Origin of the sequence: Streptomyces sp. PsTaAH-137, from assembly GCF_003259365.1 — a bacterium.
GTDB lineage: Bacteria > Actinomycetota > Actinomycetes > Streptomycetales > Streptomycetaceae > Streptomyces.
Window position 1 is genome coordinate 70,114 of sequence record NZ_QLLY01000009.1, and the last position, 21,185, is coordinate 91,298.

Here is a 21,185-nt window from a genome sequence, read left to right on the forward strand (position 1 = left end):
GGGTCGGAGCCGGGAACGGGAGATCACGATGGAAACACTCACGGTGGAGCCCCAGCGGCGGACCGCGCCACGGCGCAGGCCACCCTCCAAGCGCGGCCGGGCCGCGCGCAGAAACCTGAGCGCCTACGGATTTCTGTGCGCAGCACTTTTCTGTTTCGCCATGTTCGCGTGGTGGCCGATCGTCAAGGAGGTCCTGCTCAGCTTCCAGTCGACCAACCTGGTCGACCCGCCCACCTGGGTGGGCCTGGACAACTTCCGTACGGTGGTGGACGATCCGGCGTTCGGCCAGGCCTGGCGAAACACCCTGGTCTTCACGCTCCTGGCCCTCGTGTGCGGCTACGTGATCCCGTTCGCCGTCGCGATCGTCCTCAACGAACTGCGGCACGCCCGCGCGTATCTGCGGTTCGTCGTCTATCTCCCCGTGATGCTGCCGCCGATCGTCGCGGTGCTGCTGTTCCGGTGGTTCTACGATCCCGGACCCGGTCTGTTCAACCAGGTACTGGACTTCGTCGGGCTGCCGGGCCTGTCCTGGCTGGACTCCACCAGCACGGCGCTGATCTCCCTCGTCATCGTCTCCACCTGGATGAACCTCGGCTCCGGCGTGCTGATCTATCTGGCCGCCCTGCAGAACATCCCGGGCGACCTCTACGAGGCGGCCGAACTCGACGGCGCCGGCATCTTCAAGCGGATCTGGCACGTCACCATCCCGCAGACCCGGCTCATCCTGCTCCTGATGCTGATGCTCCAGATCGTCGCCACGATGCAGGTGTTCATCGAGCCGTACATGCTCACGGGCGGCGGCCCGGAGAACGCGACGGTCACCGTCGCCTACCTCATGTACCAGTACGCGTTCGTCTACGGCGGCAACTACGGGGCGGGCAGCGCACTCGGCCTGATGCTCATGGTCGTGCTGCTGGCGGTCGCCGCGGTTCAGCTCCGGCTGACCCGAGAGGAGAACTAGGTCCATGGTCAACACCACCGCCCGCCCGGACGCGGCGGAGCAGACCCGGGGCGAGAAGACCGCCGACCGCGGTGCCGTACGGACCAGGAGCAGGCGTCGCGGCGCCTGGGCCGAGGGCCACACCAGGACCATCGTCTCGCCCCTGGAGCTCAAGTCCCGCTGGGGCCGCAAGATCTACTGGACGCTCCTCGTGTTCGTCCTGCTCGTGTTCACCCTGGTGTTCGTCTTCCCCCTCTACTGGATGGTGACGGGGGCGATGAAGTCGGGCGAGGAGATCGCCCAGATGCCGCCCACGTTCTTCCCCAAGCATCCCGACTTCGGCGTCTTCGCCGACGCCTGGCAGCTGTTCGACATCGGGACCCTGCTGAAGAACACCCTGTACTACGCCGTCGGCGCGTGGCTGTTCGCGCTGGCGGTCGACGTCTGTGCCGCCTACGCGCTGTCCAAGCTCCGGCCGCTGTTCGGGAACGTGATCCTGGCCGGCATGTTCGCCACTCTGATGATCCCGCCGATCGTCGTGATGATCCCGGCGTACATCACGGTGACCGATGTGCCGATCTTCGGCTGGCACCTGCTCAACTCGCCCTGGGCGATCTGGTTCCCGGTCGCCGCCAACGGGTTCAACATCTTCCTGCTGAAGCGGTTCTTCGACTCGATCCCGAACGAACTCCTGGAGGCGGCCGAGATCGACGGCGTACCCGCGTGGCGGATCCTGGTCTCGATCATCCTGCCGATCTCGCGCCCCATCCTCGGCGTGGTCTCCATCTTCACCGTCGTGGCGATCTTCAAGGACTTCGTCTGGCCGCTCCTCGTGCTGCCCGACAGCGAGAAGATGACCATCAGCGTGGGCCTGTCACAGACCGCGGGCGCGGTGACGCAGAACCAGATCATGGCCGGCCTGGTCATCGCCAGCATCCCGATGATCATCGTGTTCTTCTTCTTCCAGCGCAGCATCATGGCGGGCCTGACCGCCGGAAGCCTCAAGGGCTGACCGCGCCCACCGCGCCGGGCCCGAAGCCAGTACCACCCCTCAGCACTCCGCCGTCGGCCTCATCCATCCATGCCCCCGCACCGGCCGGCGGCGGAGTCCCACCTGCCCGAAAGGACCTCCCGTGGCAGCTGTTCCCTCGTCCCGCACCGACGACTGGTGGCGCGACGCCGTCATCTACCAGGTGTACCCCCGGAGCTTCGCGGACGGAGACGGCGACGGAGCCGGGGACCTGGCGGGCGTCCGTGCCCACCTGTCGTATCTCGCCGAACTCGGCGTGGACGCCGTGTGGTTCACGCCCTGGTACCAGTCCCCGCTGGTCGACGGCGGCTACGACGTGGCCGACTACCGCACCATCGACCCCGCCTTCGGCACCCTCGAGGAGGCGGAGAAGCTGATCTCGGAGGCCGCCGACCTCGGGATCCGGGTCATCGTCGACATCGTCCCGAACCACGTCTCCGACCAGCACGCCTGGTTCCGGGCGGCGCTCGCGGCGGGCCCCGGCAGCCCCGAGCGGGAGCGCTTCCACTTCCGGCCCGGCCGCGGTGAGCAGGGCGAACTCCCGCCGAACAACTGGCCGTCCGAGTTCGCCGGCGGCACCTGGACCCGGGTGCCCGACGGCGAGTGGTACCTCCACCTGTTCACCCCGGAACAGCCCGACCTCAACTGGGCCCACCCGGACGTGCGCCGGGAACACGAGGACGTGCTGCGCTTCTGGTTCGAGCGCGGGGTCGCGGGCGTCCGCATCGACTCCGCGGCGCTGCTCGCCAAACACCCCGACCTGCCCGACTACGAGGAGGGCGTCGGCCCGCACCCGTACGTCGACCAGGACGAGCTGCACGACATCTACCGGTCCTGGCGGGCCATCGCCGACGAGTACGCCGGCGTGTTCGTCGGCGAGGTCTGGCTGCCCGACGCCGAGCGCTTCGCCCGCTATCTGCGCCCCGACGAACTGCACACCGCCTTCAACTTCAACTTCCTCAGCTGCCCGTGGGACGCGGACCGGCTGCGCCGCACGATCGACGACACCCTCGCCGAGCACGCTCCCGTCCACGCGCCGGCCACCTGGGTCCTGTGCAACCACGACGTGACCCGCACCGCCACCCGCTACGGCCGCGAGGACACCGGGTTCGACTTCGCGACGAAGGCGTTCGGCACCCCCGTCGACCTCGCCCTCGGCACCCGGCGGGCCCGCGCCGCGGCCCTGCTCACTCTGGCCCTGCCGGGCTCCGTCTACCTCTACCAGGGCGAGGAGCTGGGGCTGCCCGAGGCGGACATCCCGCTGGACCGCATCGAGGACCCGATGCACTTCCGCTCCGGCGGCACCGACCCCGGCCGGGACGGCTGCCGGGTGCCGCTGCCCTGGGTGGCCGACGCCCCCAACTGCGGTTTCGGCGCGGGGGAGGAGCCCTGGCTGCCGCAGCCCGCGTACTGGGCGGACTACGCGGTCGACCGCCAGTCCGACGACCCGGCGTCGATGCTGACGCTCTATCGCACCGCGCTGGAGATCCGGCGCGGCGGCCCCGGCTTCGGCGACGGGCCGATGAGCTGGCTGGCCGCGGAGGACGGGGTGCTCGCCTTCTCCCGGCCGGGCGGCCTGCTCTGCGTGGTCAATCTGCGTGACCGGCCCGCCGAACTGCCGCCGTACGACCGGCTGATCCTGACCAGCGGGCCCCTCGACGGACAGGGACGACTGCCGAGCGACACCGCGGCCTGGCTGCGGATCTGACCTCTGGGGCGGACGCGACCGGACGCGGGCAGATGGGGGCACATCAAATGGCAGAGAGTGTAAGTTCTTTGCAAGTCAATGAGATAATCTTGCAGATATGACACGACGACTTGCTCAAGTTGCCCAGAAAGCAGGAGTCAGCGAGGCAACGGTGAGCCGTGTCCTCAACGAAAGGCCGGGCGTCTCGGAGGCGACGCGGCAGTCGGTGCTCACCGCACTCGACGTGCTCGGCTACGAACGCCCCACGCAACTGCGCGGCGAGCGCGCCCGTCTGGTCGGTCTGGTCCTGCCGGAACTCCAGAACCCGATCTTCCCCGCGTTCGCGGAGGTGATCGGGGGCGCACTCGCCCAGCAGGGCCTCACCCCCGTCCTGTGCACCCAGACCAAGAACGGCGTCTCCGAGGCCGACTACATGGAGCTGCTGCTCCAGCAGCAGGTCTCGGGCGTGGTCTTCGCCGGCGGGCACTTCGCGCAGGCCGACGCCGACCACGGGCACTACCGGCGGCTGGCCGAGCGCAAGATCCCCGTCGTCTTCATCAACGCGTCGATCACGGGCCTCGACTTCCCCTGTGTGTCCTGCGACGACGCGGTCGCGGTCGAGCAGGCGTGGCGCCACCTCGCCTCGCTCGGCCACGAGCGCATCGCCCTGCTGCTCGGCCCGCTGGACCACATGCCGTCCCGCCGCAAGCTGCGGGCCGCGCGCGGGGTCGCCAAGGCGATGGGCATGACCCTGGACGACACGCTCGTGGAGCGGTCGCTGTTCTCCCTGGAAGGAGGGCAGGCCGCCGCCTCACGACTCCTCGACCGGGGAGCCACCGGCATCATCTGCGCGAGCGACCCACTGGCCCTGGGCGCCATCCGGGCGGCCCGCCGCCGGGGGCTCTCCGTCCCCGAGGACCTCTCGGTCGTCGGCTACGACGACTCCGCGTTCATGACCTGCACCGAACCGCCCCTGTCGACGGTCCGTCAGCCCATCGAGGCCATGGGACGCGCGGCGGTCGAACTGCTGATGGCGCAGCTCCAGGGCTCGCGCACCCATCTCGGGGAACTGCTCTTCGAACCGGAACTCGTCGTCCGCGGCTCCACGGGCCAGCTGACCGCACCCTCGTAGACCGTCGACCGGCCGGCTCGGTCAGTCGGCGGCCCGCGGCGGCGCGGTGGACCCGCGCACCACCAGCTCGGGCTCGAAGAGCAGTTCACCGGGCGGCACCGCACCGCCCTGGATCTGCGCGACGAGCAGCTCGACGGCGGCCCGCCCCATCGCCTCGATGGGCTGCCGTACGGTCGTCAGCGGTGGCTCGGTGCAGTTCATGAACGCCGAGTCGTCGTAGCCGACCACCGAGATGTCCCGGGGCACCGACCGTCCGGCACGGCGTGCGGCGCGCACCGCCCCGAGAGCGAGCGGGTCGCTGGCGCAGATGATGCCCGTGATGCCGCGCGCGATCAGCCGGGCCGCGGCGGCGTGCCCGCCCTCCAGCGAGAACATCGCCCGCTCCACCGCGTCGTCGGCCAGACCGCCGCCCGCCGCCTGCGCCGCGGCACGCGCCGCCGCGAGCTTGCGCTGCGAGGGCATGTGGTCGTCCGGACCGAGCACCAGGCCGATCCGCTCGTGGCCCAGCGAGGCGAGGTGGCGCCACGCCTGCTCGATCGCGACCGCGTCGTCACACGCGACGCACGGGAACCCGAGCCGGTCTATGGCGGCGTTCACCAGCACCACCGGCACCTTGCGCTCGGCCAGCCGCTGATAGTGCCCGTGCTCCGCGTCGGCCTGCGCGAACAGACCGCCGGCGAACACCACCCCGGACACCTGCTGCTGGAGCAGCAGCTCCACATAGTCCGCCTCGGACACCCCGCCCTTCGTCTGGGTGCACAGGACGGGGGTGAGGCCCTGCTGGGCGAGCGCGCCCCCGATCACCTCCGCGAACGCGGGGAAGATCGGGTTCTGGAGCTCCGGCAGGACCAGACCGACCAGACGGGCGCGCTCGCCGCGCAGTTGCGTGGGGCGTTCGTAGCCGAGCACGTCGAGTGCGGTGAGCACCGACTGCCGCGTCGCCTCCGAGACACCGGGCTTGTTGTTGAGCACCCGGCTGACCGTGGCCTCGCTGACCCCGACCTTCTTCGCCACCTGAGCAAGTCTGCGCGTCATGGAACGCAAGATTAGCGCAACACTTGCGGCCCGTTTGCGTGATCGGGGCATCCGTCCGGCGGCCCGGCCCCCGAGGCTCCCTGCGCCGATCAGGCGGCGCGGCGGCGGCTCCGGCGTGCGCCGGCCCCGGCCCGGGGAACAGATGGCCGCGTGAACGACACGACCGTACGCGACGACCCGACGGCCCCGGAACCGGTGGGCGGTATCTCGTCCGCCCGCGACTGGTCCCTGGACGACCTGCCCGCCCTCACCTTCGACCCGCTCCTCGCCGATCTGCTCCGCGAGGAGCCGGTGGCCCGGGTACGGATGCCCTTCGGACAGGAGCGCGAGGCGTGGCTCGTCACGCGCTACCCGGATGTGCGCCTGGTGACCTCCGACCCGCGCTTCAGCCGCTCCGCGCTCATCGACCGTGAGGTGAACGGCATGATGGCGCACCGCGTCGCCGCCACCGTCGGCCTCAACTACGCGGACCCGCCCGACCACACGCGGCTGCGCAAGGTGATGACCAAGGCGTTCACCGGCCGCACCATGAAGGGCCTGCGCCCGCGCGCCGAGGTCACCGTCGCCGGGCTGCTCGACGCGATGGAGGAGGCGGGGCCGCCCGCCGATCTCGTGGCTCATCTGCACGGCCCGTTCCCGCTGACCGTGGTCAGCGACCTGCTGGGCGTGCCGGTCGAGGACCGGGCCCGGCTCGCCGACTGGCCGGATGTGATCCTCTCCGCGGGCCCCGGACCGAAGTCCAGCGAGGCCGCGAAGGAACGGATGCGGCAGTACATCGTGGACCTGCTCACCGAGCGCCGCGAGAGCCCCGCCGACGATCTGGCCTCCGTCCTCGGGCGGGCCTGCGCCGACGGCGGGATCACCGAGGCGGAAGCGGTCTCCCTCGCGACGGCCGTCCTGGTCAGCGGCGCCCACGCCGTCCGCAACAACAGCGCCAACATGGTCTACACGCTGCTCACGCGGCCGGAGCTCGCCGACCGGCTGCGCGCGGAGCCGGAGCTGCTGCCGCGGGCCGTCGACGAACTCCTGCGCCACATCCCGCACCGCAACGGCGTGGGCCTGCCCCGCATCGCCACCGAGGACGTCGAGGTCGGCGGCGTGCTGATCCGCGCGGGCGAGGCCGTCTACGCCTCCTACCTCGCCGCCAACCGGGACCCCGACGTCTTCGCCGACCCCGACACGCTCGACCTCGACCGCACCGGCACGGCCCACCTCTCCTTCGGCCACGGGCCGCACCACTGCATCGGCGCGATGCTGGCCCGCATGGAGTCCGAAGTGATGCTCGGCGCCCTGCTGACCCGCTTCCCCGGGCTGCGGCTGGCGGTCGACCCGGCCGAGGTGGAGTGGCAGAGCAAGGGGTTCATCAGGGGGCCGAAGGCGCTGCCCGTCAGCTGGTGACCCGGAACCCGGCCACGAGTTCGAGCACCTTCCGGTCGTCGTCGGCGGATCCGCGCCGCGCCGGGTCGCCCGGGTAGGTGTCGAAGAGCACGTGGCCGGCGCCGAGTTCGGCCAGCGTCTCCACGTCGGCCCGGATCTGCTCGGCGCTGCCGTGGCCGAGCGGCCGGTCGGCGGTGTCGGGGAGGGGCGCTTCGCTCAGGGCGAGCTGGATCCGGGGCGCGAGCCCCGGCACCGCCCGGCCCGCCCGGTCGGCCTCCTCCGCGAGCCGGGGGAGCTTCGCCCGGAGCCCGGCGAGCGTCGGCAGATACGGATGCCAGGCCTCGCCGAGCCGCGCGGCGCGCCGCAGCGCGGCGGGGGAGTCGCCGCCGACCCACACCGGCACGTGCGGGGCGGTGGCCGGCGCGGGGCCCGTGCGCACGTCCTCGAACGTGACGTAGCGGCCCTCGAAGCTGCACGGGTCCTGGGTCCAGGCCGCCCGGATCGCCGTCAGGTACTCGTCGGTGATCGCGCCCCGCTCCTCGAACGGCACACCCAGCGTGCGGTACTCGGCGGCCGACCAGCCGACGCCGGCGCCGAGGATGAACCCCGCGTCGTTCAGCTGGTCGATGTTCGCGGCCAGCCGCGCCGTCTGGAGCGGGTGCCGGTAGGGGATGACCGTGATCGTCGTGCCGAGGGTGAGTCCCGGAACGCGGCCCGCGAGATGGGCGGCGAGGACGAACTGGTCGTAGAACGGGGCCGGATAGACCGCGTGGACATCCGGGGTGACCGCGAGGTGATCGGAGATCATCGCGAAGGAGAAGCCCAGGTCACGGGCGTCCGTGGCCTGGCGGACAAGGCTCTCGGGGGTGGTGCCGGAACCGAAGTTGAGGAGGTTGACGCCGAATCGCATACCCGCCAGTCAAGTTGATCTTGTCGACCGCCGTCGAGGCCGAACGATCAATTCAGGCCACCTCGGGTCCGGTCCCGATCAGTCTCCCGTCAGATCGAAGACCCCGTAGCCGAATCCCTCCGCCTCGATCTCCGAACCGTCCGCCGCGACGCGTGCACCGCACACCTCGACGGGCCGCGCTCCCGCGATCCGGCCCGCGCTCTCTCCGGGCGACCAGCCCGTCGTGGCCCGGCCCGGGTTGACGACCACGAGGAACCGGTCTCCTCGCACGTACACGAACGGATGGCCCTCGTGCAGCACCTCCACCGGCGATCGGTACCCGAGCGCCGGAGTGGCGCGGCGCAGGGCGACCAGGCGGCGTACGAGATGCAGCAGCGAAGTCGCGTCCGCGCGCTGCGCCGCCACCGAGGGGCGGTCCGGGGCCGGGTCGAGGGGCAGGTAGAAACGGTCCTCGGCAGCGGTCGAGAAACCGGCGCCCGGGCCGTCGTCCCACTGCATGGGGGTGCGGGAACCGGCCCGGTTGTAGCGCGGGCCGAGGACGCTGCCCTCCTTCTCCGGGAGACCGGGCACGTACCGCATGCCGATCTCGTCGCCGTAGTAGATCGCGGGCAGCGTCGGCCAGGTGAGCTGGAAGGCGAACGCGGCCGGAAGCTGCTCTGCCGTGCGCGGGCCGCAGTTGAGGCGGGAGAAGTCGTGGTTGGCGGTCGGCAGGGCGATGAAACCGGTGCCGTCGAGCGCAGCCGACGCCTCCCGCCACGCGCGGACGAACGGGCCGGGCGAGCCGTGCCCGGAGGCGTCGAAGAAGCAGTCCAACGGATCCCAGGCCTCGTCCGTGGTCCCCGTGCCGTTGCTCCACAGGGAGCGCATCGCCAGACCGTTGGCCGGACCGCCGAACTGGAGGAAGAAGTCGGTGTGGAACCCCGCGGGCACCGAGACCTCGGGGTCGCCCCACTCCGAGAGCAGCACCGCCTCCGGATGCGCGCGGTCGAGCCAGTGCCGCAGCTCCGTCCAGATCGCCGCCGTCGCCCGCTTGCCCGGATCGTCCTTCACCAGCGACGCCGCCATGTCGACACGGAACCCGGACACCCCGAGCCGCAGCCAGTGGTCCATGATCTCCCGCAGCGCCGCCCGGTTGGCGCGCGGCCCCTCCGCGTCGACCGGCTGCCGCCACGGCTCGTCCGCACTGGTGCGCGCGTAGCCGAAGTTGAGCGCGGGCTGCGCGTCGAAGAAGTTCGGCAGATAGCCGCCCGGACGGCTGCCCGGCGACGGGACGAAGCCCTCGGGGACCTCCCCGGCGGTCCAGATGTAGCGGTGGTCGCCGGGATCGTCGACGGCGGCACGGAACCACGGATGCTCGTCGGAGGTGTGGCCCGCGACCAGATCGAGCAGCACCCGGATGCCGCGCCTCCCCGCGAGCTCCACCAGCTTGGCCAGATCGTCCGCGGTGCCGTAGCGCGGTGCGATCCGGAGGTAGTCGGCGACGTCGTAGCCCGCGTCCCGGAACGGCGAGGCGAAGCACGGGTTGATCCACACCGTGTTCACGCCGAGCCACGCGAGATGGTCGAGCCGCCCGGCGATCCCGCCGAGGTCACCGATCCCGTCCCCGTCGGAGTCGGCGAACGACTGCGGATAGATCTGGTAGAACACGGCCTCGGAGAGCCAGGCCGGAGCGGGACGGAACGGCGCTGCGTCGGGCATGGGGTCGCCAACTCCCTCGCGATGTGGGGACGTCGAGCCTACGAGGGGTGGGGCGGGACCGGGTAGAGGGCCCGGCGGCGGGCCCGCGATCAGGTGTGCGGGACGATCGCCACGGGGCTCGTCGCGTGATGCACCACGGAGTGGGCGGTGGCGCCGAGACGGAGCGCGTCGGCGCGCCGCCCGATCACCGTCAGGCCGGCTCCCGTCGACGCCTTCAGCAGATGGTGGCCGGGCTGCCCGTACAGCAGCCGCTCCGCCACCTCCACCTCCGGGTACTTCGCCCGCCACGCCCGAAGGGCGCCCGACAGCGCCTGGCGGGCCAGCGACTCGCGGCGCGCCGCGTCACCCGCCGGCGCGCCCCCCGGCGCGCCGCAGCCCAGCGGCGGCAGCTCCCAGGTGTGCAGTGCGTGCAGCGGCGCCCCGCGCAGGGCCGCGGTCTCGAACGCGTAGCTGAGCAGGTCCTCGGTGGCGGACGTCACGTCGAGGCCGACGACCACCGGACGGAAACGCCCCTCGGCCGTCCGCTCGTCCTGGGGGAGCGCACCGGCCCGCACCAGCACGACAGGGCACGGCGCCCGGGTCGTCACGGCCAGCGCGATCGGGCCGACGAGGAACCCGGCGTATCCCGTGAAGCCCCGCGAACCGAGCACCAGGGCCTCCGAGTTCGCCGCCGCCTCCAGGAGCCCGGCCACTGGAGGCTGCGGTCGACGGCGGGCCAGGATCTGCAACGCCGGGTGGGTGTAGGAGAGTTGAAGTGCGGTCCGGTCGAGAACGGCGCGCCGGGGCAGATCGACGTCCAGGGGCGGGGGAGCGGTCCTGCGGCCGTCCCCGGCGTGCACCAGACGCAGGGGCAGACCGCGGCGCAGCGCCTCGCGGGCCGCCCAGTCGGCGGCGTCCGTACTCTCGCGCGAGCCGTCGGTCCCGACGCTCAGAACGCGAATGCTGGTCATGACGGGAACCTCCATGGCGGTGAGGCGGACGGTGTCCTGCCGAGCGGGTTCCACGCGAGGGCGGGGTCAGTCGTGTGCGTGGCGCGGGCGGCGCACATCTCCGGGCGGGGCTCGCGACGGCGCGCGGTGCTTAGACGTTCCTACCGATCCCCCGGTCGGAGGAGAGGTGAACCGGCCCTGGCCATAGGGACGTTCGGCCCCGGCGCCGGGACCGTCGGACACCCCGGCCGCCCGGAACCGACAGGCCCCCGGGCCGGAGCCGTTCGGCCCCTGGCAGCCGCGACGCGGCCCCCGCAAGGTGGATCCCGTCGCACGACGGCAGTCCGGAGTGGAGGAGAGCCGCGGGCAGGACCGGGCGCCGCCGATCGTCCGGCCCCGCCCGCACCGCACCCCTCCGGAGGGAAACGTTCCCCGCCGCCGACGCGACGCCCCCGAAGGAGGCCGCTCCATGACCACCACGGCCCCGCGCATGAGCCAGGCACTGCCTGAGACCTATCGAGCCCGGCTGATGCGCCTCGCCCGTGACGTGGCGATCCCGCAGGGCACCCGGCTCTTCGAGGAGGGCGACCGGGCCGACCACTTCTGGATCGTGCGCAGCGGCAGCGTCGCCCTCGACACCCGCCTGCCCGGGCGGGGCGCACCCGTCGTCGATTCCTTGGGGCACGGTGAACTCGTCGGCTGGTCCTGGCTGTTCGCGCCGTACGTGTGGCAACTCGGCGCGCAGGCCGAAACCCCCGTGCGGGCCCACGAGTTCGACGCCTTCACGGTCCGCCTGATGTGCGCCTCCGACCCCGGGCTCGGCTCGTTCGTCGCCCAATGGGTCGGCCAGGTCCTCGCCCACCGCCTCCGGACCACCCGCACCCGGCTGCTCGACCTCCGGGCGCCGGACGGAACCGGCGCGGCCCTGTCCGGATGACAGTCCCGTAGGACAGGAGATCGGGGCCGTTCGGCCCTGGCGGATCACCCCCTGTGGCCCCAGGATCTAGGGACGACCACCCGAGGGGAGGGGGCCGCCATGCAGCCGCCACGCACCTTCAGCGCCGACGATCCCGTCCGCATCCTGCTCCTCGACGACCATGAAGTGGTCCGCCGGGGACTGCGCGACCTCCTCGGGGCCGAGCCCGACCTCACGGTGGTGGGGGAAGCGGCCACCGCGGCGCAGGCCCTCGCCCGGGGGCCCGCGCTGCGGCCCGACGTGGCCGTGCTCGACGTACGGCTCCCGGACGGCGACGGCATCACCGTCTGCCGTGAACTGCGCGGTCTGCTGCCGGAGGTGAGCTGTCTGATGCTCACCTCGTTCGACGACGACGACGCGCTCCTCGACGCCATCATGGCGGGCGCCTCCGGCTATGTGCTGAAGCAGATCAAGGGCTCCGACCTGATCTCCGCCGTGCGCACCGTCGCCTCGGGCGAGTCCATGCTCGACCCGGCGACGACCGCCCGGCTGATGCGCAGCCTGCGCGGACCCGAGCAGCACGCGGCAGAGAGCGGCGGACCGCCCGACGACCGGGCCGTCGACCTCACCGAGCGGGAGCGGGACATCCTCGAACTCGTCGGCGAGGGCCTGACCAACCGGCAGATCGGACAGCGCCTCTTCCTGTCCGAGAAGACGGTGAAGAACAACATCTCGCGGCTCCTGGCCAAACTGGGCGTCGAACGCCGCATCCAGGCGGCCGTGCTCGCCACCCGGCTCCCGCCCAAAGGAGCGTGAGGCGGCGTCAGCCCTGCGTCCCGAGCGGGACGTTCCACACCAGCCGGGTGCCGCCCTCCTCACGCGGCACGGCCGTCAGCGTTCCCTCGCGCCGCGCCGCCCGCGCCGCCAGATTCGCGAGCCCGCTGCGATGGGCGTCCGGCTCGGTGGTGATGCCGATGCCGTCGTCGAGGACGCTCAGGGTGACGGCGCCGCCCTTGACGACCAGGACGACCTCGGCGGACGACGCCCGGGCATGCCGGGCCACGTTCGTCAGCGCCTCGCCGAGCACGGCGAGCACGTCGTCGGCGACCGGCCCCGGCACGTCCACGTCGACCAGGCCCTCCATGCGCAGGGCGGGCGTGAAGCCGAGCACCCGGGCCGCCTCCTCCACGGCCCGCACCACCCGGATCCGCAGGCCCGCGCCGGTCGGCGGGGCGTCACGCTCCCGCAGCCCGAAGATGGTCGACCGAATGATCTTGATGGTGGTGTCCAGGTCGTCCACGGCCCGCATCAGACGCTCCGACGCCTCCGGATGCTGGACGAACCGCTGCGCGCTCTGCAACGTCATCCCGGTCGCGAACAGCCGCTGGATCGCCAGGTCGTGCAGGTCACGGGCGATCCGGTCACGGTCCTCCAGCAGGCTCATCTGCTCCGCGTCGCGCCGCCGGTCGGAGAGTTCGAGGGCGAGCGTCGCCTGCCCGGCGAATCCCATCAGCGGCGTCAGCTCGGCCGTGGAGAAGGGCTGCTCGTCCGCCTGGCGGGCCAGCATCAGCACCCCGCGCTCCCGGTCGGGCGGACCGAGGGGCATCGCCACCGCGGGCCCGAGCCCGTCCCAGCGGGCCGGCTGATAAGTGATCCGGGGATCCTTGCGGATGTCGTCGGAGGTGACCAGTTCGCCCGCGGCGAGCGCGGTCCCGGCGAACGTCCCCCGGCGCGGCAGGACGATGTCGTGGTGCGCACCGGACTGGCGGCCCAGGGCCAGCACCTCGTGCAGTTCCTCGCGGCCCGGCACGACCAGCGCGATCACCCCGAGGTCGGCTCCGGTGATCTCCCGCGCCCGCTCCACCATCAGCCGCAGCACCTGCGTCTCCCCGGCGCCCGACAGCAGGCTGCCGGAGAACTCTGCGCTCAACTGCAGCCACCGCTCGCGCAGCCGCACCTCCTCGTACAGGCGGGCGTTCTCGATGGCGACGCCCGCCGCCGCGGCCAGGGTCTGCAGCACGGCCACGTCCTCGTCGTCGAAGTCGCCGCCGTCGCGCTTCTGCGTCAGGTACAGATTTCCGAACACCGCCTCCCGCACCCGGATCGGCACCCCGACGAACGTGTGCATCGGCGGATGGTGCGGCGGGAAGCCGGACGAGGCGGGATGCTCGGCCAGTTCGTGCAGCCGCAGCGGCTCCGGATGCCGGATCAGCTCGCCCAGCAGCCCGTGCCCGGAGGGCAAGTCACCGATCCGCGCCCGCAGTTCGTCGCTGATGCCGACCGGCAGGAACTGCGACAGCTTGCGCCGGTCCTCACCGATCACCCCGACCGCGCCGTACTCGGCGTCGACCAGCACGACGGCCGCCTCCACGATCCGCCGCAGCACCTGGGAGAGATCGAGCTCCTGACCGACCGACAGCACCGCCTCGAGCAGGCCTTGCAGCCGATTTCTGGTGCCTCGGACGGCATCGATCCTGACCTGGAGTTCCTCGAGGAGTTCATCGAGACGCAGACGGGGCAGTGGTCCGGGCCCCCGTGCCTCCTCTACGCCCATTCCGCCTCCGCCAGACGTAGACGCCGCGTTGCGACTCTCACGGTAGCGGCTGGGCGCACCCCGACGACCTGCTTCGTCGCACCTCGCCGAGCAAAACACCGCGGACCGTGGCTCCGGGACACGCCCGTGAGCAAGGAGAGGGGGCCGTGGCCGGTGGTGCCGCTCCCGCCGGGGGAGCGCGGCCCCCGGCGCGTGCGCCCTGTTCACGTCGCGCGCGAGGACTTCGATGAAACCGTCACAGAGTGCGTCGAGGTGACTACACTTCCGGGGGTCCCACCCGCCGCGCGCTTCCTCACCTGGCATCCGGCCGCACAATCGGAAGGCCTCCCCATGACCGTCCGCCCGCCGTCGCGCACGTCCCGCCCGGACACGGTCGGCTCCCTGAGCGTCAGTGCCCGGCGGCTGACCGCGGGTGCCGGACGCGATGACGTGGCCGGGGATCTGCACGGAGCCCTCGACACACCGTTCGGCACCCGGCTGCTGATCGGCGATGTGATGGGCAAGGGGCGCGAGGGCGCGCGCACCGCCGCCGCGGTACTGGAGACGTGGACCCGACTGGCCCCGCGGGAACGGTCGTTGGAGGCGCTGGCGGTCCGGCTGCACTCCGTGGTCGTCCACTCCGCCGAGCCCGACCGCTTCGTCACCGCCGCCCTGCTCACCATCGCGCCCGACGGCGGGGCCGACCTCGTCTGCTGCGGTCACCCGCCGCCCCTGCTGATCCGCGACGGCGGCGCCGTGCCCGCCGCGGTGCCCGCGCCGGCGCCCCCGCTGGGGCTGCTCGACCTCGCCCACGGCTGGTGCGCCGCCCAGCCCGTGCCCGCACGCTCCTGGGAGCGGATGCTGCTGCACACGGACGGGGTCACCGAGGCACGCGACGCCGACGGTGTCTTCTATCCGCTCGCCGAGCGGGCCGCCGAACTGTCGGGCCGGCCGCTCGCGGTGTTCACCGCGGCCCTCGCCGCCGATCTCCTGCACCATGCGCGCGGCAACCTCCAGGACGACGCCTCACTGCTCGCCGTGGAGGCGGCGCCCGCGCTCATGCGGGCGTGATCATGCCCGCACGCCGTCGGCCGTTTGGGAGGCGGCGGCGCGGGCAATCGCGGAACTGTCCGGATCACCCCGAACCGAGGAGTCACCGCCGATGCTGCTGGCCCACCCCGTTCTGCTGGCCGATCTCGTCCGCGAGTACGACTCGCTGAACGTGCTGGACGCCAAGGGCGGCGGCCCCGAGGCGCGCCGCCGCCTCGACGACGTCTCCTACACCTTGTGCGTCGCCACCGGCACCCGCGACATCGACGCCGCGCTCGTCGCGGCCCGGTACCGGCTGCCCGGTGCCCGGGTCCACGACGACTCGCTCATCGGGGCGCCCCGGCCGCGCACCTCAGGGGTATGACACGACCGTGGAGGGCACGGTGTCGCTGCCCGAGGTCGCCGCGCCCGTGTCGTTGATGACGTGCTCGAACTGGCCCTTGCCGCCGAGCGACACGACGGAGAGGCCGTGGAACTTCACGCCCGACCTGTCGGGAGCGGCGAAGCCGTTGTCCTGCCGGATGGTCGGGTCCGTGTTGTAGAAGCAGTACGAACCGAGCCCCCAGCCCTCGTGGTCCGTCACCGAGTCGGCGACCTTGTAGGCGGCGAAGCCCTTGACCGAGCCGTCCTGGACCGCGGCCTGGTTCGGGGCGTCGTACGCCTTCTCGTTCTGGAAGAAGATGGTCCGGCCGCGCTCACCGGACCACTGCACGTCGTACTTGTTGAAGTGCTCGACGAACAGGCCGGTCATCAGCACGTCGTCGCCGTTGACCACGACGCCGTAGTCGGCCCGGTTGGTGTCCCAGCCGACGCCCTCGCCGTGGTCGGCGCGCCACACCCAGGTGTGGTCGACGATGGTGTGCCGCGCGTTGACCACCAGGCTGGTGGTCGCCTTTCCGGCGCCCGCGCCGCCGATCCGTACGAAGACGTCCTGCACGGTGATCGGATCGGCCGAGTGGTCGGCGGACGCGTCCGAAGGGCCGATCTCCAGCAGGGTGTCGGAGTTGGCCGTCCCGGCGTCCACCAGGAACCCGGCGAGCCGCACCCCGTCCACGTCGGCCACCCGCACGGCCGTGGCCCCGCCGTCCGGGATGAGCGTCGCGTAGCCGAGCCCGAGCACGACGGTGCCCGCCCGCTTCACCTCGATCGGCGCGTCGAGGTGGTAGACGCCCGGCGTGAGCAGGAGATGGAGGCCCTGGTCGAGCGCGGCGTTCAGGGTGGCCGCGCCGTCCCCGGGCTGAGCGACGTAGAACTCGGTCAGCGGCACCGACGTCCCGCGCGGCGTGCCGCTGCCCCAGGTGGTGCCCCGCGCGTTCGTCCGCTTCTCGGGCAGGAACACCTTGTAGTCGGCGCCGTCCAGGTACAGGAACGGCTTCTCGCGGGAGACCGGTGTCGTGTCCAGCGTCGTGTACGGAGGGTTGGGGAAGCTCTGCGCGGGGGCGCCCTCGACGCCCGAGAAGACCATGTTCCAGACGGCGTTGAGCCAGCCGCCCACCGATGAGTCACGGGTGTACCACTGCTGCTGCGAGTACGGGCCGACGCTCCCGTCGATGCGGCTGTCGGCGATGTAGCCGCCGCTCGCCCAGCCGTATCCGTCCGGGGACAGGTTCAGGTCGCCGCGTACGTGCATCCGGCGGAACGGGGCCGCCTGCGCCACCGCCCACCGGTTGGTCCCGCTGACCGGGACGAGGGCCAGGTTCTCGGCGCTGCGCCAGAAGTTCTGCGTGGCGTTGCCGTCGAACCAGCCGGCGTCGACCGTCACGTCACCGTTGATCGTGGTGTCGTCGGGGGAGAGGCCGAGACCGGAGATCGAGGTGTAGAAGCCGAGTTGGGCGTTGAGCCCGCTGTACGTGCCCGGCTTGAACAGCAGCGCGTAGCGGCCCGTGCCGAACTGGGCCGACTCCTGCTGCTTGAAGATCTCGTCCAGCTTGGCCTGAATGCCGGGGGTGGCCGGGTCGAACACGATGACGTTGGGGCCGAGGTCGCCACCGGCCTGGAGCTTCGTCGACGCCGTGGCCGGCCGGGCCTCGGCGGCGGACGCCGTGACCGTACCGAGCGCGGGCAGTGCCGCCGTGGCGGCGGCCGCGCCGAGGACCGTACGACGGGACAAGGGTGTGGGGAAGTGGGGCACAGCGGCTCTCCTGGTTCAGGAAGTGAACGAGTGGGGGTGTGGGAGCGCTCTCCTGGCGACGCATGTTTCAGGTGTGTGAATCCGGCGTCAAGAGGTGTCACCGAATTCCGTGGGATTCCCGAGGTGCACTCTCAACAAATGGCCCACAAGGGGCAGTTGAGGTGCACGTGAACTTCAGGAAGTGTCAGAACGGCTGTACTTCGCCTTGCTTCACCACGTGTCCCCGCCGTCCACGTTGACACACGGAAGAGCACCCCATACGTTCCGCCCCGGAGCGCTCTCCTTCCGGCCTGTGCACGCTCCGTCACACCCCACACCCGTGAACCCGTGAAGGAGAGACATGCGCCGTCCCCTCCTGCTGTGCTGCGCCGGTGCGGCCCTCGCCGCCCTGACGCTCGCGCCGCAAGCCCTCGCCGCACCGCCCACCGCCGCGGCGGCGGCGGCCGCCGACTGGACCACCGATCTCGCGGCCGCCGCCTACGCGGCGAACCCCGCCTCCGTCACCGCGTCCGGCAGCGAGAACGGCGGCACCACGCCCGCCAAGGCCGTCGACGCCGACCCCAACTCCCGCTGGTCCAGCGACTTCTCGGACACGGCGTGGCTGCGCGTCGACCTCGGTGCGACCTTACGGATCGACCGCGTGACGCTCGACTGGGAGGCCGCCTACGGCAAGCGCTACGTCGTCGAGGTCTCGAAGAACGGCACCGACTGGCAGCCCTTCTACACCGAGGACGCCGGCACCGGCGGCAGCGTCACCGCCCACACCTACCCGCAGGAGGTGCGGGGCCGGTACGTCCGGCTGCGCGGCCTCGAACGCGCCACGCCCTACGGCTACTCCCTGTACTCGTTCAAGGTCTACGGCGGCACCCCGGCCCCCGCCTCCACCGCCCGCACCAACCTCGCCCTGCACCACCCCGCCTACAGCAACTACTACCAACACGCCGGGAACTCACCGGCGTTCGTGACCGACGGCGGCTGGCCCGCCGACCTCAAGGCCGATCAGACCCGCTGGTCCAGCGACTGGAACGCGGACCGCTGGGTCTCCGTCGACCTGGGCGCGACCTCCACCATCAACAGCGTGGACCTCTACTGGGAGGCCGCGTACGCCGTCGACTACGAACTCCAGGTCTCCGACGACAACCGGACCTGGCGCACCGTCTACCGGCCGAGCGCCGCCGACGTCGCCGCCCGCCGTGCCGACGTCAAGTCCCCGGGCGACGCGACGGGCCGGCACGACACCGTCCAGCTGCCCTCGCCGGCCACCGGCCGCTACGTCCGGATGCTCGGCAAGGAGCGCCGGTCGTTCTACAACCCGGCGCCCGCCACCGCCCAATTCGGCTACTCGCTCTACGAGTTCCAGGTCTGGGGCACCGGCGGCAGTGCCGACGCCGCCTATCCGGCCCTGCCCGGCGAGCAGTCGGGCACGTACCGCACGACGTTCTTCGACGACTTCACCGGCGCCGCCCTCGACCGCTCCAAGTGGCGCGTGGTCAGAACCGGCACGGAGATGGGCCCGGTCAACGGCGAGTCGCAGGCCTACGTCGACTCGACCGACACCATCCGCACCGAGAACGGCAATCTGGTCCTCGCCGCCAAGTACTGCAAGGGCTGCACCAAAGCGGGCGGCGGCACCTACGACTTCACCTCGGGCCGGATCGACACCAACACCAAGCTCGACTTCACCTACGGCAGGGTGAGCGCCCGGATGAAACTGCCGGTCGGCGACGGGTTCTGGCCCGCCTTCTGGCTGCTTGGCAGCAATGTCGACAACCCGTCGGTCTCCTGGCCCGCGTCCGGCGAGACCGACATCATGGAGAACATCGGCTACGGCGACTGGACCAGCTCGGCGCTCCACGGGCCCGGCTACTCCGCCGACGGCAACATCGGCGCGCAACAGCACTACCCGGGCGGCTCCACCGCCGACCAGTGGCACACCTACGGCGTGGAGTGGACGCCGACCGAGATGCGCTTCACCGTCGACGACCGGGTCGTCCAGCGCACGACCCGGAACAAGCTGGAGTCCACCCGCGGGCAGTGGGTCTTCGACAAGAACCAGTACCTGATCCTCAACCTCGCCCTCGGCGGCGCCTACCCGGCCGGCTGGAACAAGGTCACCCAGCCGTACTGGGGCCTGCCGCAGTCCAGCGTCGACGCGATCGCGCGCGGCGGTGTCCAGGCACAGGTCGACTGGGTGCGGGTCGAGCAGAAGGGGTGACGCTCGCCGTGAGTCCCTAGGGCCTGTCTTCAAACTCCCCTCTGCCCCGCGACGCCTGGCACGCACTCTCGCCGCACCGGGCGCAAAGCCGAGTACGTCCAGTACGAGGCCTTACGCCCGGCACGCCGAGAGCACGCACCAGACGCCGCGGGGCCGCCCTCCGGGCGACGAGGGGAGTTTGAAGACAGGCCCTAAGCCTGGAACCAGCCCGCGGTCTGCTCCTCGATGACCTGTTCGGCCTGGGCCGGTGACGCCATCCACGGTGTCGTCACCGGCTCCCAGACCTGGATCCCGGTCGGGGAGCCGAGCGTCATCGCCTGGAAGCCCCGGCCGCTCTGGTCCGGCGACGCGGCCACCCGGAGCGACGGCACGGTCGGCGGCTGCCCGCCCGAGTCCGTGTCGGTGGCGGCGAGCGAGCGGACGGCCGCGTACGCGGTGGCGTGCGCGGCCAGCTCGTACGTGCCGCTCTTGGTCGCCGGGCGCGGCTGGGCCGCACCGTCCAGGTCGCCGTACGTCACCGTCGGCGCGACGTCGACCGTGCAGGCCCGGCCCGAGTCGTTGCGGACGCTGAGCCTGATCACGCCGTCGCTGTCGTCGGACGGCTCGGCCCGCAGGGTCAGATCGTTCTCGCCGCACGCGGCGGGCGCGGTGGCCGAGACGGCGGCCGGTGCGGTGAGGGCGGCAAGAGTGAGGGCCGCCGCGGCGGCGGCTGCGATGTGACGAGCGCGCATCGTGGATCCCCGCAAACTGGTGCATTCGACGAAATGGGTACATTGCACGTTATACCGAATGGGTGATCTGGAACACCAGGGAAGGTGTGGGGGTGCAGTGACCGCAAGTTTGCACGGTGTGCAAGAATCCGGCTCGTGACCACCTCCCACCCGCAGCAGAGCGCCCCCGCCGAGGGCCTCCGCGCGCGCAGGCGCCGCGAGACGCGCGCCGAACTGCACGCGACGACGCTGCGTCTCGCCCGCGAGCACGGCTTCGCGCGCGTCACCGTGGAGATGATCAGCAAGGAGGCCGGGGTGTCACCCCGTACCTTCTTCAACTACTTCCCGAGCAAGGAAGCCGCGCTCTTCGCGCTGCCCGGCGCCCTCCCGCCCGCCCTCGCCGACCGCTTCGCCGAGGGGGACGGGCAGGACACCGACGCCGTGCTGCGCGACCTCGGGGACGTCCTCGCCGACCATCTCCAGGAGGCTGCCCCGAGCCCCCGGGAGCTGGAGGACACCCTGCGCATCGCCGAGGGCGTGCCCTCGGTCCTGGCCACGTTCCTCGCCCAGTGCGAGGCGGTGGAGCGGGATCTCGCCGGCACCGTCGCGCGCCGCACCGGCACCCCCGCCGACGGCGAGGCCGCCGAACTGCTCGCCGGGATCGCCATGGCGACCGTACGCAGCGGTCTCAAGCGGTGGTCGCAGGAGAGCGGCCCCACCGACGGAGCCGGGGCCGACGGCCCCGCCGCCTCCATCCGCGGCTCCTTCGCCACCCTGCGGGCCCTGCTCGCGGCAGGCACCGTGCGGCCAGGGCCGGACGCGGTGAAGTAACCGCCCTCTCCGTGTGACCGGACTCCCCCTTCGCGGTCACCCACGCACCTCTCCCCGAACC

At 71.9% G+C, this 21,185-nt stretch carries 18 protein-coding genes; 11 read left to right on the top strand and 7 right to left on the bottom strand.

The features are described from left to right. Nucleotides 1–28 precede the first annotated feature (28 nt). The 4 genes from K377_RS20765 (at nucleotide 29) to K377_RS20780 (ending at nucleotide 4,789) form a co-directional block, all read left to right on the top strand. Nucleotides 29–961: a carbohydrate ABC transporter permease gene (locus K377_RS20765; protein WP_202454705.1), complete on the top strand. Its 933-nt coding sequence runs from the start codon at nucleotides 29–31 to the stop codon at nucleotides 959–961. A gap of 4 nt (nucleotides 962–965) precedes the next feature. Then, entirely contained in the window at nucleotides 966–1,952 is a 987-nt protein-coding gene (locus tag K377_RS20770; RefSeq protein ID WP_111664941.1) for a carbohydrate ABC transporter permease, read from the top strand. Between the two features lie 121 nt (nucleotides 1,953–2,073). Beyond that, a complete protein-coding gene (locus K377_RS20775; RefSeq protein WP_111664942.1) occupies nucleotides 2,074–3,678 on the top strand; it encodes a glycoside hydrolase family 13 protein in 1,605 nt (534 codons plus the stop codon). A 97-nt stretch (nucleotides 3,679–3,775) separates the two neighbouring features. After that, nucleotides 3,776–4,789: a LacI family DNA-binding transcriptional regulator gene (locus tag K377_RS20780; protein ID WP_111664943.1), complete on the top strand. Its 1,014-nt coding sequence runs from the start codon at nucleotides 3,776–3,778 to the stop codon at nucleotides 4,787–4,789. A 21-nt stretch (nucleotides 4,790–4,810) separates the two neighbouring features. On the opposite strand, the gene K377_RS20785 is transcribed toward K377_RS20780, so the two are convergent. Further along, nucleotides 4,811–5,824 (bottom strand): LacI family DNA-binding transcriptional regulator, encoded by a 1,014-nt coding sequence (locus K377_RS20785; RefSeq protein ID WP_111664944.1) that lies wholly within the window; start codon nucleotides 5,822–5,824, stop codon nucleotides 4,811–4,813. Between the two features lie 150 nt (nucleotides 5,825–5,974). Between K377_RS20785 and K377_RS20790 the strand changes: the two genes are divergently transcribed. After that, on the top strand, nucleotides 5,975–7,222 hold the full coding sequence (locus K377_RS20790) for a cytochrome P450 (RefSeq protein WP_111664945.1): 1,248 nt from the start codon (nucleotides 5,975–5,977) through the stop codon (nucleotides 7,220–7,222). Here the strand turns inward: K377_RS20790 and K377_RS20795 are convergent. The 3 genes from K377_RS20795 to K377_RS20805 all read right to left on the bottom strand — a co-directional run bounded on the left by K377_RS20795 (nucleotide 7,212) and on the right by K377_RS20805 (nucleotide 10,759). Further along, nucleotides 7,212–8,111, bottom strand: coding sequence for a TIGR03619 family F420-dependent LLM class oxidoreductase (locus K377_RS20795; RefSeq protein ID WP_111664946.1), 900 nt, complete (start codon nucleotides 8,109–8,111; stop codon nucleotides 7,212–7,214). The genes K377_RS20790 and K377_RS20795 overlap by 11 nt on opposite strands. A gap of 78 nt (nucleotides 8,112–8,189) precedes the next feature. Then, on the bottom strand, nucleotides 8,190–9,809 hold the full coding sequence (locus tag K377_RS20800; protein ID WP_111664947.1) for an alpha-amylase family glycosyl hydrolase: 1,620 nt from the start codon (nucleotides 9,807–9,809) through the stop codon (nucleotides 8,190–8,192). An 89-nt stretch (nucleotides 9,810–9,898) separates the two neighbouring features. Then, nucleotides 9,899–10,759, bottom strand: a complete 861-nt coding sequence (locus K377_RS20805; RefSeq protein WP_111665206.1) for a universal stress protein — start codon at nucleotides 10,757–10,759, stop codon at nucleotides 9,899–9,901. Nucleotides 10,760–11,207: 448 nt separating this feature from the next. Here K377_RS20805 and K377_RS20810 point away from each other — a divergent pair, with 448 nt between their 5' ends. Then, a complete protein-coding gene (locus K377_RS20810) occupies nucleotides 11,208–11,675 on the top strand; it encodes a cyclic nucleotide-binding domain-containing protein (RefSeq protein ID WP_111664948.1) in 468 nt (155 codons plus the stop codon). A 99-nt stretch (nucleotides 11,676–11,774) separates the two neighbouring features. Beyond that, the gene (locus K377_RS20815) at nucleotides 11,775–12,470 is read left to right on the top strand and encodes a response regulator transcription factor (RefSeq protein WP_111664949.1); all 696 of its coding nucleotides are present in this window, start codon (nucleotides 11,775–11,777) and stop codon (nucleotides 12,468–12,470) included. A gap of 7 nt (nucleotides 12,471–12,477) precedes the next feature. Here K377_RS20815 and K377_RS20820 read toward each other — a convergent pair whose 3' ends face one another. Continuing rightward, the gene (locus K377_RS20820) at nucleotides 12,478–14,208 is read right to left on the bottom strand and encodes a GAF domain-containing protein (RefSeq protein WP_111664950.1); all 1,731 of its coding nucleotides are present in this window, start codon (nucleotides 14,206–14,208) and stop codon (nucleotides 12,478–12,480) included. A gap of 330 nt (nucleotides 14,209–14,538) precedes the next feature. Between K377_RS20820 and K377_RS20825 the strand changes: the two genes are divergently transcribed. Then, the gene (locus K377_RS20825) at nucleotides 14,539–15,258 is read left to right on the top strand and encodes a PP2C family protein-serine/threonine phosphatase (protein WP_111664951.1); all 720 of its coding nucleotides are present in this window, start codon (nucleotides 14,539–14,541) and stop codon (nucleotides 15,256–15,258) included. Nucleotides 15,259–15,349: 91 nt separating this feature from the next. Beyond that, nucleotides 15,350–15,601 carry a DUF5133 domain-containing protein gene (locus K377_RS20830; RefSeq protein WP_111664952.1) on the top strand — a complete coding sequence of 84 codons (252 nt, stop codon included), beginning with the start codon at nucleotides 15,350–15,352 and terminating at the stop codon, nucleotides 15,599–15,601. Here the strand turns inward: K377_RS20830 and K377_RS20835 are convergent. Beyond that, nucleotides 15,590–17,368, bottom strand: coding sequence for a coagulation factor 5/8 type domain-containing protein (locus K377_RS20835; RefSeq protein WP_111664953.1), 1,779 nt, complete (start codon nucleotides 17,366–17,368; stop codon nucleotides 15,590–15,592). The genes K377_RS20830 and K377_RS20835 overlap by 12 nt on opposite strands. Nucleotides 17,369–17,708: 340 nt before the next feature. Between K377_RS20835 and K377_RS20840 the strand changes: the two genes are divergently transcribed. Continuing rightward, nucleotides 17,709–19,583, top strand: a complete 1,875-nt coding sequence (locus K377_RS20840) for a discoidin domain-containing protein (protein WP_111664954.1) — start codon at nucleotides 17,709–17,711, stop codon at nucleotides 19,581–19,583. A 191-nt stretch (nucleotides 19,584–19,774) separates the two neighbouring features. On the opposite strand, the gene K377_RS20850 is transcribed toward K377_RS20840, so the two are convergent. Then, on the bottom strand, nucleotides 19,775–20,314 hold the full coding sequence (locus K377_RS20850; RefSeq protein WP_111664955.1) for a DUF4232 domain-containing protein: 540 nt from the start codon (nucleotides 20,312–20,314) through the stop codon (nucleotides 19,775–19,777). A gap of 135 nt (nucleotides 20,315–20,449) precedes the next feature. Between K377_RS20850 and K377_RS20855 the strand changes: the two genes are divergently transcribed. Beyond that, nucleotides 20,450–21,124 (top strand): TetR/AcrR family transcriptional regulator, encoded by a 675-nt coding sequence (locus K377_RS20855; protein ID WP_161194993.1) that lies wholly within the window; start codon nucleotides 20,450–20,452, stop codon nucleotides 21,122–21,124. Nucleotides 21,125–21,185: the final 61 nt, after the last annotated feature.